Genomic DNA, 14,969 nt, shown 5'->3' with positions numbered 1-14,969 from the left:
TGATCCAGAAACATGGATCAAGAACCTTGCGACGATTGCCGTTCCGACACGCCGGGACGGGATTGCAGCAGGCATAGGCAAGGGATGAGCGAATGACGGCAACAACGATTTCGCGACGTGCGATTCTGATGGGTGCAGGTGCGGTGGCAGCCTGGGCTGCGAGCCCAGCGCGCGCCCTGTTGCAGCAGACGAAGGCGGGTACGGCGGCGCTGCCCACCTCCGTCGAAGCGCTGATCGGGCGCATGACCGTGATGGAAAAGGCGGGGCAGTTGACGCTGATGGCCGCGGCTTGGGCGGGGGGCGCGGCGACGTCGCTCAATCCGGCCGGCGGCGCGGCGAGCTTCGACGGGCAATTGGCGGATGTCCGGGCCGGCAAGCTTGGGGGTGTGTTCAACGGCAATGGCGCGGTCATGGCCAAGCGGATGCAGACGGTCGCGATGCGCGAATCGCGGTTGAAGATCCCGCTGATCTTTGCCGCCGACGTGATCCACGGTCTGCGTACGGTGTTCCCGGTGCCGCTGGCCGAAGCGGCAAGCTTCGATCCCGAGCTGGCACGGCGGACCGCGCGAGCGGCAGGTGCCGAAGCCGCGGCGGCGGGAATCGACTGGACGTTCGCACCGATGGTCGACATCGCCCGCGACGCACGCTGGGGGCGCGGTGTCGAGGGATCGGGTGAGGACGTGCTGCTTGGCCGGATGATGGCGGCCGCGCGCGTTCGTGGTTTCCAAGGCGAGCGTGGGTTGGCCGCGGCCGATGCGGTCGCCGCCTGTGCCAAGCATTTCGCCGCCTATGGAGCGGCCGAAGCGGGGCTTGATTACAGCACGGTCGACATCTCCGAGCGGACGCTGCGCGAGACCTATTTCCCGCCGTTCGAGTCCGCCTTCGGGGCCGGCGCACCGACCGTGATGGCATCGTTCAACGAGATCAACGGCATCCCGGCGACCGCGAACGACTGGTTGCTGACCGATGTGTTGCGCCGCGAATGGGGGTTCGGCGGGCTGGTCGTCTCCGACTATACCGGCGACGAGGAACTGATCGCGCATGGTTTCGCCGCCGATGCGCGCGAGGCGACCAAGCTTGCCTTCATGGCCGGCGTCGACATGAGCATGCAGAGCGGTTTCTATATCGAGCATCTGCCCGATCTGGTCGCTGCGGGCGAGGTGCCGATGGCGCGGCTCGACGAGGCGGTGCGCCGCGTGCTGGCGCTGAAGGTGCAGCTTGGTCTGTTCGACGATCCGTTCCGCCGTATCGACCCGCGTCGCGAGCGGACGCGTATCCGCACGCGCGAGACGCTGGCGCTGGCGCGGGAGGCGGGCGCCAAATCGATCGTGATGCTCAAGAACGACGGCGGCCTGCTGCCGTTGCCGCGACAGGGTAAGGGAATCGCGCTGATCGGTCCGTTCGCGGCGGGGCAGCACGACCTGATCGGGCCGTGGAACGTGTACGGCACCGACGCCGAGGCGGTCGACCTCGCGACCGGCGTTCGCGCCACGGTCGCCGATCCGTCGCGCGTCAGCGTCACGCTCGGATCGGGTGTCGATGCGCCGCTGGCCGGTGGGATCGCTGCGGCGGTTGCCGCGGCGCGCGCGGCCGATGTGGTGGTGCTGGCGATCGGTGAGAGCCAGCGGATGTCGGGCGAGGCGCAGTCGCGCGTCGACATCGTCATGCCGCCCGCGCAGATCGCGCTGGTCGAGGCGGTCGCGGCGACCGGCAAGCCGATCGTCGTGTTGCTCCGCACCGGCCGCGCCCTGGTGCTGAGCGGCGCGGTGCTGGCCGCGCCCGCGATCCTCGTGACCTGGTTTCTCGGGTCGCAGGACGGCCTGGCGATCGCGGACGTGCTGTTCGGCAAGACCGGGCCCTCGGCGCGTTTGCCCGTCTCGTTCCCGCACGCGACGGGGCAGGAGCCGTATCATTACGATCACAAGAGCACGGGGCGTCCGAACCCGCCCGGACCGCTGCTCGAATACAAGGCGCATTACCGCGAGTTCGCCAACGAAGCGCTGTTCCCGTTCGGTCACGGGCTGACATACGGCACGATAGAGTATGCCAGGCTCGATCTCGGCACCGGACAGATCGCCGGGGACGGGGCACTGACGGTCCGCGCGACGATCGTTAATTCGGGCACGCGGGCCGCCGAGGAAACGGTGCAGCTCTACATCCACGATCTCGCCGCGAGCATCACGCGGCCGGTCCGCGAATTGAAGGTGTTCCGGAAGATCATGCTGAAGCCCGGCGAGCGACAGATCGTCTCGTTCACGCTGCGCAAGGCGGACCTTCTGTTTGTCGGGAGGGACCTGAAGCCGACGGTCGAGTCCGGCCGCTTCCGTATCTGGATCGCACCGTCCGCACAGGCCGAGGGGGTGTCGGGCGAGTTTATGCTCGCCTGAGGCTGGCCATCGTATCGCGGCGAAGCGGGATGGCGAGGACCGCCGCCAGCATTGCCGCGATCAGCAGCGCAGGGCCCGCCAGCATCAGCCAGCGGATCGCGTACAGGCTGGCCGAGCCCTGGACTGCACCGGCGACGAAGCCGTTCGCCTGATAGATCATGCCGATCGCGAAGCCCGTGCCCGCCAGCGCGATCTTCTGCATCAGAGCGTAGGTGCCGAACGCGAGCGCCTCGACCCGCTTGCCGCTCTGCGCTTCGCCCCAATCGACGGTATCGGGCAGCAGCGTCCAGGCGGCGAGCGCGAAGCCGACGAACGCCGCCTGCATCGACAGCAGGAACGCCGCCGTCGCCGTGCTGCCGGGCGAACCGGTTAGCGCGAACACAGCGGGCACGATCAGCGCGAGCACCCCGGCGCCCAACCATGCGGTGCGTGCGCCGCGGGTACGCGCGAGCGCCGTCCAGAGCGGTACCGCGACGAGGCTGCTGACCGCCATCGCCGCCAGAGCGCGGGGACCGCCCGGCGCGTCCTGCAGAACGTAGCGGAAGAAATAGAGCACCGACTGGCTGGTCAGCGCGGTCGCGGCCCCGCCGGCGGCCGACGCGACATTGAGCACGATGAAGGCCCGGTTGCGCGCCAGTACCGCCAGTCCGGACCAGATCGCGAGTCGCTCTGCCGGTGCGGCACTCGGCGTCGGCTCGGGCACGCGCCACGCCATGATTGCGAGCAGCGGCACCGCGACGACGGCGAGGATGGCAGAGGCCACGCCGTAGCTTCCGGTTCGCGCCACCAGCCAGGGCAGCAGCAGCGCGACGAGGGCTCCCGCTGCCGAGCCGAACCCCATGCGCAGCCCGGCGACCAGCGAGCGATCCCGACTGGTCTGCGCCACGCGGGTCGTCCACGCCGCATAGGGGATGTTGGTGAATGCGTAGAGCGTGCGGAACATCATCTGCGTCGCCAGCGCGAAGGCGGCGGCACCGGTCGGCACCGAGAACATCGCGACGAACGTCAGCCCGAGCGGCAGCGCACCCCATCCGACCAGCCGACGATACGAAAGCCGCATCCGCTCCGCTGCCGCCCCGGCTAGGAAATCGGCGGCACCGTCCCAGATCGCGCCGATCATGAACACCAGCCCGGCGGTCGCGGGCGGCAACGCCAACGCATCGATATAGTAGAAGAGCAGGTACAGGCTGATCGCCTGCCAATAGAGGTTGAACGCGAAATCGCCGGCGCTGAAGATCACCAGCGTGCCGTTCGGGCCTGCCCTATTGCCGCGCTCGGCGCGCATCGCGGATTTTCGTGTGGATATTCGGATCATAGGCTGCGGGGGGCGTGGTACTGTTTTTGACCACGAGCTCGTGGCGGAGCGTGACTTGCTTGAGAACGTCGTAGACGCCCCGCAAGATGTCTACCAGTAGTTCGACCGGTTGGGCGATCGTCGTCAGCAGCGGCTGGAATGGCGCGCGGCCTCTTCGGCGCCGCGGAGGACTCTGGCGTTAACCCCGTTGGAGATTCCCGCGAGTGCGGCCACTTCGATGATCGTCGTATTTCTGCTCATGGATCCGGTGATCGGCGATGGCGCTATATCCGACGTAACCACATCCGACGTAATAATTTATGTTACAGACCAGCGGCATGGGGCAGCAAACGCCACCCGCTACGTGACAGGACTGGGCCGAGTCCAGTCGGGCATGCTGGCGCCGCAGCCCCATATGTGGGTGGGTACGGGTTTGCCTCCTAACTTTGACGGGAATGGCCAGTTTATGAGCGCCTGCGCTGCGACCGAGCATCGATGGCCTGGCATGCAGTTGATCCGGGTCCGTGCGATGAGACCGGCGTCACTTTCCCAGGAATACAGCGTCGCCTCGCCGCGACGCTCGAACCTTTCGAAGTTCCAGTCCCCGCGGCATCGTTTGACGAAGCTCGCCATCATGCGTTCGCGCCCGAGTTCCGGCCACGGCGTCGAGGCGGCCGCGCTCGCTAGCGAGGCGCTGGGTACGTAGCGAGGGGTTAGGTAGCCAATGATTATCAGAGGCGCGAGCAGCGGAAGGCCGAACATCCCGGCGAAGAAAGACATTCTGCCCATCCTTAGCACACTACGAGCAGGAGCTTGGCAATCGCTTAACGCGGAACGGATCGACTGCTAATACGCCTTTCCCCTTTCGACTTGGCAGGAGTGCCCGCTAACCTTTCCCTCACGACATTCATGACGCACGAACAGCCGCCAGGAGCGGCCAGCGCGGCAATGAACGAGTGTCTGAAGTCGGGAAGCGGGGAAGGGCGCGCGCATGGCCGACTATGGATATCTGGCGAAACGCGGCGTCTCCGATGCCATCCCGCATTGACGGCATCCGGTCTCTAAGACCATCGCGTCGTCCATGACCAAAAGCAAGGGACGCACCGGCGCACATGCGCGCGCCAATATCCAACCTGCTCCGACAGCCACGGAGCTCGATGCAGCCAAGCGAGAGGCTGCGCAGATCGAAGGGCGGCTTGCCGGCCTGGCTTCGGGGCACCCATCGGTTAAAATATGGAAGGCCCGTCTTCGTTCGGCCCAAGCGGTGATCGCTCGCGCGCCCCGCGATTAAAATACGGGCGGCTCGCCCATCGCGACTGATCGCCGGCGCGTGACGGCCACGGCGCCGCTCCGTATCGATCGCTTGCGCTCGCCTGCAGAGCCGGCGAGGATCGCGCCGATAGCGTGCAAACGATACGGCGTGGGGAGGAATTGGCGATGAGAGGCAGGAACATGCAGCGGTTCGCGAAAGCACTCGCATTGGCCACGGTGGCGTTGCCGACGGTCACGCAGGCGCAGGTGCCCGATACCATCCTTTACGGCGTCGCCTATTACGACGAGTACACCCCGGTCGACCGCGTCGATGAAGACGCCCGGATGATGAAAGCGGCGGGGATCAGTGTCGTCCGCATCGCGGAATCGACCTGGGGCACGCTGGAACCGCAGCCCGGGGTGTTCGATTTCAGCCATGTCGATCGCATGCTCGCCGCGATGCACAAGCAAGGCATCAAGGTGATCGTCGGAACCCCGACCTATGCGATACCGACATGGCTCGCGCGCCAGCATCCCAATGTCCTCGTCGTCGGTCGGGACGGCGTACGTGCGCAATACGGCACCCGGCAGAACATGGACATCACCGATCCCGACTACCGGGCTGCGGCCGAGCGGGTGATCGTGGCGCTGGTGGACCATGTGAAGGATCATCCCGCGGTGATCGGCTATCAGCTCGACAACGAGACCAAGCCTTATGACACTAGCGGTCCTGCGGTGCAGGCGGGATTTGTGCGGTCGATCAGGGCGAAATGGCCGAGCCTCGATGCCTGAACCAGGCATGGGGGCTGAATTACTGGTCGAACCGGATCAACCGGTGGGAGGACTTCCCGTCGACCACCGGCTTGATCAATGCCAGCATGTCCAACGCCTTCGCCGCCTACCAGCGCAGCCTCGTCACCGATTTCCTAGCATGGCAGGCCAAGCTCGTGCGCGCCCATGCCCGGCCCGGCCAGTTCATGACGCAGAACTTCGACCTGGGCTGGCGTGATGGCTCCTACGGCATCCAGCCCGAAGTCGATCACTGGAAGGCGGCAAGGTCGCTCGATATCGCCGGCATCGACATCTATCATCCAACCCAGGACAAGCTGACCGGCGCGGAGATCGCCTTCGGTGGCGACGAGGCCCGGTCGATCCGCAACGGACAGAATTATCTGGTGCTGGAGACCGAGGCGCAGGGGTTCCCGCAATGGACGCCCTATCCGGGCCAGCTTCGTCTGCAGGCGTTCAGCCATCTCGCTTCGGGAGCGCAGATGGTCGAATATTGGCACTGGGCGACCACCGCCAATGCGGTCGAGACCTATTGGCGCGGGCTGCTGTCGCAGGACTACAAGCCCAATGCGGAGTATGCGGCGGCAAAGGTGATCGGTGCCGAGATCGCGCGGCTCGGTCCTAAGCTGGCAGGCATGACGAAGCGCAATCAGGTCGCCGTCTATGTCAGCAACGCCGCCCAGACCGCGTTCAACTCGTTCAAGCCGACGGGCATCGAGTATAACCAGGTGATGCGCCCCTTCTACGATGCGCTCTACCGGATGAACGTCGAGGCCGACATCGTGTCGCCCGACAGCACGCGGAAGCTCGATGACTACAAGCTCATCGTCGTGCCGGCTCTGTACGCGGCGAGCGACGCCGAGATCGCGCGGCTGAACGACTATGCCAAGCGCGGCGGACATCTGCTCTACACGTTCAAGAGCGGGTTTTCGGACGAGAACACGAAGGTGCGCTATGCGTCACAACCGGGTGCGATCGCCGAAGCGGCTGGTGTCACCTACCAGGAGTTCACGATTCCCGAGGGGGTCACGTTGGCGGGAAATCCGTTCGGGGTTTCGGATGCCGACAACGCGCCGCGCTGGTGGATGGAGATGCTGAAGCCGACCACCGCCGAGGTCGTGGCGCGCTATCAGCATCCGTCGTGGCCGGCCGCCGCCGCGATGACCCGCAACCACTGGGGCAAAGGCGAGGTCAGCTATGTCGGTTTCATGCCGAGCGACGCGCTGGCAGAGAAGATCGTCGCCGCCGAAGTCACGCGCGCGGGTGTTGTGCCATCAGTCGCGGGCGTGCGTTTCCCGCTGATCGTGCGCGGCGGCATTTTGAAGAACGGCCACACCGTCCGTTACGTGCTCAACTACTCGGCTGTGCCACAGCATATGTCGGCCCCGGCTGCGGGCACTGAACTGTTGCAGGGGCGCAAGGTGAAGCGTGGCGGACCGATCGAGCTTGCCGCGTGGGACGTGGCCATCATCGAGGAAGATGGACGATCCGATTGACGGCCGCGCCGTGCGGAAACAAAGCGAAGGGGAGGTTGCGTGACCGATCAGAAAACACCGCGTAGCGCCGCCATCACCCGGCGCGCGCTGCTGGGAAGCGGCGCGGGGGCGGCGATCGTGTCGAGCGGCCTGCTACACGCCGCGACCAGAAGTGCTTCCACCGATTTCGTGATCCGCACCGGCGACCTGTCGATTGCCGTCACCGCCCTGAGCGATCGTGCGTTCCGCGTCCGTGTCGCACCCGTGGGAGCGCCGCCGGCCGCGCCAGGCGAAATGCTGGCGCCCATCGCGAAGCCGCCGATCCTCAAGAGGACACGGGAGGGCCGCCGAACGCGGCTGACGCTCCCGCAGGCACAATGCGTATGGGATGAAGCGACCGGATGCCTGTCATTCCATGACGGCGCCGGCAACCTGCTCCTCACCGAAGCTCCCGGATCGCGCCAGGTCGCGCAATCGACGATCGGAAACGAGCCGACCCTGGCTGTGACGCAAGGCTTCGCCAGCCCGGTCGACGAACGCCTCTACGGCACGGGCTGCTTCCAGGACGGCCATCTCGATATTCGGGGCCTGCCGCGACGCCTGACGCAGGTGAACACGCAGATCAGCCAGCCGTTCGTGCTGTCGAGCAAGGGCTATGGTCTGCTGTGGCATAATCCAGGCATGGCAGAGCTGAACCGGCCGGACCGGCCGATCGTGCTAACCCGGCAGGCGGCAGCGGGCGACGCGCGCATGGCCGATGTCACCACATCCACCGGCAATGCCCGCGTCGAGCGCCGCGATGCCGTGTCCACGGGCAAGTTCACGGTCCCGCAGCGCGCGCGCTATGCGTTCCTGCTCGATCTTGGCCGCAAGATGTCGTCGCGACATTATGTCGAGATCGACGGCAAGCCCATGACGGATCACACCAATCTCTGGCTGCCGCCGACCGCCAGCTTCATCGGCGAACTCGCCGCCGGAGAGCACAGCGTGCTGGTGCGGGCGGGTGACGAAGACATGCCGGTGCTGAACTTCGCGCCGGTCGAAGATCGCACGACCTGGTGGTCGCCCGTATCCGAGGGTATCGATTATATCGTGATCGCGGGACCGACGGCGGCGGAGGTCATGGCCGGCTATCACGCCCTGCTGGGACCACAGCCGATGATGCCGCTCTGGGCGCTCGGCTACATCCATTGCCGCGAGCGGTTTCACTCGTCGGATGAGATCATCGCGACGGCACGCGAATTTCGCGCGCGAAAACTCCCTTGCGACCTGATGGTGCAGGACTGGCAATATTGGGGAAAATACGGCTGGAACGCCATGCGCTTCGACGAGGAGCATTATCCCGACCCCGCGGGCCTCGTTCGCGATCTGCATGCGACGGACATGAGGCTGATGCTGTCGGTCTGGTCCAAGGTCGGCAAGGAAACGGCGCTGGGCAAGGAAGTAGCCGCGAAGGGCTTCTACATTCCGGGCACCGAATGGATCGATTTCTTCAATCCCGTCGCCGCGCGCTTTTATGCCCGGCAGCAGAACCAGAAGCTTGCCTCGCTCGGTATCGACGCGTGGTGGCAGGACGCGACCGAACCCGAGAATGACGATCTGGTCAGACGGCCGATTTATGCGGCACCGGGACGGACCCAGCCGGGCGAGAAGCGCCGTAACCTCTATCCACTGCAGGTCAGCCGAACGGTGTATGAGGAACAGCGGCGGGCCTATCCGGACAAGCGGGTGATGATCCTCACCCGATCGGCGGCACCGGGCCAGCAACGCTACGGTGCGGCGACGTGGTCGGGCGACATCGGCCACGATTGGGAGACGCTGAAACGCCAGATACCGGCCGGACTGAACATGGCGGCGGCGGGCCAAGCCTGGTGGACCGTCGATGCAGGCGGCTTCTTCCGGCCGGGCAAGGGGCAATATACCGACACTGCCTATCAGGAACGGTTCCTCCGCTGGTTCCAGTTCGCGACGTTCCTGCCATTGACGCGCGTCCACGGCTACATGACCGATACCGAGTTCTGGCGATATGGCGAGACGGTGGAGCGCATCGCCCGCTTGTACCTCGAACTCCGCTATCGCTTGCTGCCCTACACCTATGCTCTGGCAGCCGAAGCGTCGGCGGCGGGAATGCCGCTTATCCGACCGCTGGTGTTCGACTTTTCGCACGACCCGAAGGCCCTCGATCAGGTTCATGCGTACATGTTCGGCAGCGCCATCCACGTCGCGCCGGTGTTGGCGGCCGGCGTGAAGACCTGGGACGTTTACTTACCGGTTTCGGACGGCGGCTGGCACGACTTCTGGACAGGCGAGCATCGTGAGGGAGGGCGGACGCACACCGTTCCGGTGACACTGGACCATATTCCGCTTCACGTGCGGGCGGGTAGCATCCTGCCGCTGGGTCCGGTTGGCCAATCGACGGCCGGGCTGCTTGGCGGGGCGCTCGATCTTCTCGTTTATCCGGGGCGGGACGGCACCGCGTCGTTGTACGAGGATGACGGACTCACCTATCGCTACGAGCAAGGCGCCGCGGCGCGGATGTCGCTGGAGTGGAAGCAGGCAACGGGTGTGCTCACGTTGGGGGCGCGGCGGGGTTCCTATTCCGGCATGACGAACAGTCGGGTGATCCGCGCTCACCTGATGCGCCCTGGGATCTCTCCGCTGTCAGTAAGCCCGGGCGTGGCAGTCGATTATGCCGGGCGGGCTAAGCAAATGATCCTTGGCATTTAGGCTATCATAAGAACCGGTTTGTTTCACAGGGTCCGCCCTTTCTATGGGATCTGGTCGTCGCATCGACTGCTGATGGCTGGACAACCTCGCCGGGAACGGTTGTTGATCGGGAGGCGGCGGCTGGTTAGAAGCACACGAGGCCCATGCTGCGCACCCGGCCTTCCACAACTCGAGATATTCACCCAATTCAACCAAGATTCTCTTGCCGCAATAGGCCGAGCAGCGACGCTCCTCACTTCGGTCTGTAGTGAAGCAGGGGAGAGAACGGGAACGCGCCACCACGACAAGGACAATGCTTCCCGATTAGCCTTGCAGCCGGTCAAATGTCGGACATATTCCGTTTTGTAAGGGAACCTGCAAGCTCGCCGGCCCCGGTGGTGATTGGGTGGACCCGAATGAATCAGGCACTTCGTTTCTTACTCCTCGTGATTGCGGGCGCTCCCCTAATCGGGGCTACGCGCGCCACACTGCCGCCGCTATCGGCCTATGTCTTCGTCTACTTCACCGGCAATACGATCGACGGCGAGAAGCTGCGCTTCGCGATCTCCGATGGCAACAATGCCTTGCAGTGGAAGACGTTGAACGATGCCCAGCCGATCCTCGAATCGACCAAGGGCACGCGGGGCCTCCGCGATCCGTTCATCATGCGCTCGGCAGAGGGTGACCGCTTCTTCCTGCTCGCGACCGATCTTTCGACCGGTCGCACCGGCTGGGGCGGGGCGACCGACCACGGCAGCCGCCATCTGGAAATCTGGGAATCGACCGACCTGATCCACTGGGGCAAGCAGCGCCACATTCGCGTGAACGTGCCTGCCGCGGGCATGACCTGGGCGCCCGAGGCCACCTATGATCCCACCATTGGCGCCTACGTCGTCTATTGGACATCGACGCTTTACAAGGATGCCGCGCACAAGCGCGAAGACGGTCACGGGCCGCAGATCCTGACCGCAACCACCCGGGACTTCAGAATATTCACCGCCCCGAAACCGTGGTTCAAGGCCGCCGACGTTCCGGGAGCGGTCAAGGCCAAGGGCATGATAGACGCGACCGTCATGAAAGTCGGCGATCAATATTATCGCTTCACCAAAGTCAGCGACGCCAGCGGGTGCAAGTCGAGCGATATCCTGGCTCAGGTCTCCCCATCGCTACGCGCATCCGGCGCCTCGGGCGCGTGGAAGGTCGTCGATCGCTGCGTCGGCCGGCGCTCCGGCACACCGGAGGTGGAGGGGCCGAGCGCGTTCGTCGCCAATCCGGGCGACACCAGCGGATTCAAGTACTTCCTGTGGGTCGATGACTATGGCGGCGTCGGCTACATTCCGCTGGCGACGAATGACCTCAACGGCAAGATCGCCTGGACTTACCCGCGCGCCTTCAGCCTGCCGGCATCGCCGCGGCACGGTACGGTCATGGCGATCACCGCGTCGGAACGTGATAGGCTCGTCGCGCACTGGAACCGCCCCGCGCCCGCGCCCCTCGCCGATAGCTGGGTGGTTCCTCCCGTGCTGGCATCGGGTACGCGCTTGCCTGTACCAGACGGCCATCTCGTCACATGGCGCGTCGACGGCCGCGTGCTGCCCGACGGTGTTCTCATCAACCGTGACGCGACGGCGCGCGTCGTCCATCTCGACGGAACCCTGAAGCGTTTGGACGGAACGACGCTCGCCAAGCACTTCACCGTCCGCCTGCTCGGCACCGCGTCGCGCCGCCTCAAGTCCTATGCGCGCGTGCCAACGACCGCGCACGACGCGAACCAGTCGACCGTGGCACGGAGCGTTCACCTCGCGCTTACCGGCACTGACGGCGGCACCGTCCCTCTGAACGACGATTACGGCGTCCTATTCGCGCGCGGCAAGTATGTTGGGGTGGATCGCGTCGCGCTACGCGGGGTTGCCGACCCGTCGTTGTTCTACTTCGCCGACGGCACGCTCGGCGTTATCGCGACGCGTGTCGACATGGCCGGCACGCCAGATCCAGATCCCACCGCGACGATCGTCTTCCGCAGCGGTTTGACGCACCCGGGCGACTTCGTCGAACTGGGCTCTCTGGACCTGCACACCGCCGATGGCGTCGCGAAGCCGCACGCGCGTTACGATTCCGCCGCCCGCCGCTACGTCCTGTCGTGGACCGATCGCTCCGGGAAGCCGCGCTGGACGACGGCCGCCGATCTGACGCGCACCGAATGGCGCGACACGCTCTTCGAGCCTGGCGGTCGTCGTCAGCAGATCGTCTCGGTCGGCAACGTCGGTGACGCTCGCGAAGGCCGCATCGTTACCACCGATGACGATACGCTCCCGATCGATGCCACCCTAGCCACCGTACTCACCCAACGCTTTGGCCGGACCGTCAACACCACCGCCGCGGTGGCGCCGCAGGTGATCGCCGCTCGCCAAGCCGCCGCGCTACGCGACGCACGTGTGACGCTCGGGTATTCTGACGGCTCCACTGCCACCCGCGCCGTCGACTGGGACGCCGCCGATCTTGCGCGCCTTACCCATCGAGGCCGCTACGTCGTCCACGGCACCGTCCGTCAGCGCACCTATCCGACGATCTTCGCCTATAATCGCGCCGATCCCGACATCTATCGCTGGGAGCGCAACGGCCGCGTCCGCTACCTCTTCGTCGCGACCGATGACACGAACAACGACAATGTCGGCTCCGCGCACCTGCCCATCCGGGTCGCCGACACGATCGCCGACCTCGCCGACGACAATGGCGGCAGCGCGCGCGAGGTCGACTTGCTCAACCGCCGCACCCGCCGCGACCGCACCGCGGAAGGTCGCGTCATCGCCGGCTGCTATTGGGCGCCCGAGCTGCACGAGATTGGCGGCAAGCTCTCGATCCTGTTTGCGCCCTGCTTCAACCCGACGGACAACGCGTCGAACGAAGGCGGTGCGTGGTTCACGGTCGAATCCCACATCATGCAACTGCGCGATGACGGTGACCCCGCCAATCCTGCCGACTGGTCGACACCCGCGGCGATCCGCAAGACCCACGGCGCACGGCTCGGCCGCGCCGAAATGCCGAGCAATATCAGTCTCGACATGTCCTATGTCGAAGTCGCTGGTCAGAGTTATTACATGTGGTCGCAACGCTATCTGCCGACCGCTGGCGCGCTCGGCGACCCGCTGACATGGATCGCCAAGGTCGACCCTACACACCCGACTCGCCTTGCGAGCAAGCCAGCCCCGATCATCGCGCCCGAGACCTCGGTCGAAGAGAACCTTGCCGAAGGCGCGTTCGCACTCCAGCACGACGGACGGCTGACGCTCGTCTATTCCAGTTCCGGTGTCAGTCCGACCTATGTCGTCAACGGCATCTCCGCGTCGCTGGACGCCGATCTGACGAGGGCGAGTTCATGGCGCAAATGGCCGGCGCCGCTCCAGAAAAGCGTGCCGATGCCCGCAGGGGTCACCGATTATCGCCGCTACGAACAGGGACCGGGTCACGGTGCCTTCACTACTGACGAGGACGGCAATGACCTCTACGTCTATCATAGTTGGGGCAATGGTGTCGGCGGTGACGGCCGAGATGCGCGCGTGCGCCGCACGCACTGGAGCGCGGACGGCCGACCGCTACTCGACATGACCGCCAACGAGGAAGTCGCCCCCGTGAACCGCCGCGTCACGATGAAAGTCACAATCCGCTGACGCTTGAGCGTAAATACAACGCGGCGGTAACCCCGATAGCGAACTATCTCGCGGAACCGAAATTCGCTTTGTTGCTACTTTACCAATAAAGCCTAACCTACACTGGATCAACGTTGCCGAATGCGATATCTAATCAAGGTGAACGAATTATCATGGTTGGGAATTGAGTCGGGCTATTCAAATGTCCGTGAGTTGGTCTGCCTGAAAGTTGTAGGGCGGGGCGGTCGCATCAATATCAATTTTTTGTCTAAGAGTATTAGAATATTAGGACGGCAATCCCCGCCAGACTCAAGCTTTTATGATCAATCCGGCATCAGGGCGTGGGATGGCCGAGGTGATCAGTCGGCAACAGATGCATTCAGCTATTTTGCAGCGGGCAACAGCGCTTTATCGATCCGAGCGGCGACGCCAACGCTGCGCCATGCAAGGTTGGGCACGCTGTATTGTACTGCGGTTCCCAGCACCTGCGCCGCCTGCGATAGTGTCATGCCATAGTTTTGGCTGAGCCATTGGATCATGCCGGTGCTGGCGGACTTCAGAGCCTCGTCTAGCGACCCCGCCTGTCCCAGCACCATAATCTGCGTCGGGGGATCGACACGCGGCATCGATACGCTGCGGCCTTTGATAACCTCGACGGTGACGGTTACGTCCATTGAGGTTTCAAGCGCATATTGCGTTGTCTCGCCGTCGCCTTGGAGGGCGTGTGCATCGCCGAAGTATAGCAAGGCGCCCGGCTGCTGGACGGGAAGGTAGACGGTGTTGCCCTCCACCGCCTCAGGGAAGTCCATGTTGCCGCCGAAGCGCCCCGTGTCGCCGGTCGAGATCGCGGGCATCCCGAACCCGGCGCAACCGGGAGCCCGCCGAGCATCGGCCTCAACCGCCTTGTCGTGCTTCGCCGTGGACGCCTTTCCACCGTCGACGTTGGCAGCAAATTGGCGATTGTGTTGAAATAGCCGGGGTCGGCAGCGGGCAGGCCCGTGGCTTTAAAACAGAGCTGGGCAGCGCGACGCTTCAGGCAAGTGCCATCTGGGTCGGCATGGGGATCAGCTTGGCCATTTTGCGGAGGTTCTGGGCGGTGCCAGCAAGGAGGAACTCGTCTTTTACGCCGTTGGGACCTCGCAGGCGCAGTCGATCCGGCTTCAGGAGGCGTTTGAGGTGCGCAAGCAGCATCCCGACCTTCTTCCGCTGGCGGGGGGACGTCACATAGGCGTTTCTGCGGCAGATAGCCGAGCGTCCGGCGCAGCGCCCCCGGTTCCTTGAGGACATCGGTACCTTCGGACGCAACGCTGCCGCACGTGGGCAATTGCAGGGTCGAGACGATCTTCATCAGCGTGGAGTTGCCCGCCCCGTTGGGCCCCAGTAGGCCCAACATCCCCACAGGGATCGAGAGGGTCACGCG

Annotated in this window: 8 protein-coding genes and 2 pseudogenes; 6 read left to right on the top strand and 4 right to left on the bottom strand. The window is 64.9% G+C overall.

Annotated elements, in window-relative coordinates:
• Window positions 1–92: 92 nt before the first annotated feature.
• On the top strand, window positions 93–2,387 hold the full coding sequence (locus ASG20_RS06105; protein ID WP_056049808.1) for a glycoside hydrolase family 3 N-terminal domain-containing protein: 2,295 nt from the start codon (window positions 93–95) through the stop codon (window positions 2,385–2,387).
• Here the strand turns inward: ASG20_RS06105 and ASG20_RS06100 are convergent.
• Window positions 2,374–3,672, bottom strand: coding sequence for an MFS transporter (locus ASG20_RS06100; protein WP_056049805.1), 1,299 nt, complete (start codon window positions 3,670–3,672; stop codon window positions 2,374–2,376). The genes ASG20_RS06105 and ASG20_RS06100 overlap by 14 nt on opposite strands.
• Before the next feature lie 247 nt (window positions 3,673–3,919).
• On the opposite strand from ASG20_RS06100, the gene ASG20_RS06095 reads away from it, so the two are divergent.
• From ASG20_RS06095 to ASG20_RS06080, 5 genes are all read left to right on the top strand, one after another.
• Entirely contained in the window at window positions 3,920–4,387 is a 468-nt protein-coding gene (locus ASG20_RS06095; protein WP_056049802.1) for a hypothetical protein, read from the top strand.
• Window positions 4,388–5,118: 731 nt separating this feature from the next.
• Entirely contained in the window at window positions 5,119–5,724 is a 606-nt protein-coding gene (locus tag ASG20_RS20020; RefSeq protein WP_201780685.1) for a beta-galactosidase, read from the top strand.
• Window positions 5,703–7,217: a beta-galactosidase gene (locus ASG20_RS20015; RefSeq protein ID WP_201780684.1), complete on the top strand. Its 1,515-nt coding sequence runs from the start codon at window positions 5,703–5,705 to the stop codon at window positions 7,215–7,217. The genes ASG20_RS20020 and ASG20_RS20015 overlap by 22 nt, the downstream gene beginning before the upstream one ends.
• A 39-nt stretch (window positions 7,218–7,256) precedes the next feature.
• A complete protein-coding gene (locus ASG20_RS06085; RefSeq protein WP_156364042.1) occupies window positions 7,257–9,923 on the top strand; it encodes a glycoside hydrolase family 31 protein in 2,667 nt (888 codons plus the stop codon).
• 395 nt (window positions 9,924–10,318) lie between these two features.
• Entirely contained in the window at window positions 10,319–13,570 is a 3,252-nt protein-coding gene (locus ASG20_RS06080; protein ID WP_056049800.1) for a family 43 glycosylhydrolase, read from the top strand.
• A 362-nt stretch (window positions 13,571–13,932) separates the two neighbouring features.
• Here the strand turns inward: ASG20_RS06080 and ASG20_RS06075 are convergent, their stop codons facing one another.
• The 3 genes and pseudogenes from ASG20_RS06075 to ASG20_RS19850 form a co-directional block, all read right to left on the bottom strand.
• Window positions 13,933–14,403, bottom strand: a complete 471-nt coding sequence (locus ASG20_RS06075; protein ID WP_082470753.1) for an acetamidase/formamidase family protein — start codon at window positions 14,401–14,403, stop codon at window positions 13,933–13,935.
• A gap of 178 nt (window positions 14,404–14,581) precedes the next feature.
• Window positions 14,582–14,761, bottom strand: a pseudogene (locus ASG20_RS18910) (IS5/IS1182 family transposase); the annotation flags it as partial.
• A gap of 79 nt (window positions 14,762–14,840) precedes the next feature.
• A pseudogene (locus ASG20_RS19850) lies at window positions 14,841–14,942 on the bottom strand (ATP-binding cassette domain-containing protein); the annotation flags it as partial.
• Between the last annotated feature and the right edge of the window lie 27 nt (window positions 14,943–14,969).

It is taken from the genome of Sphingomonas sp. Leaf198 (assembly GCF_001424005.1).
Classification (GTDB): Bacteria; Pseudomonadota; Alphaproteobacteria; order Sphingomonadales; family Sphingomonadaceae; genus Sphingomonas.
This window is presented reverse-complemented; position numbering and strand designations above follow the sequence as displayed.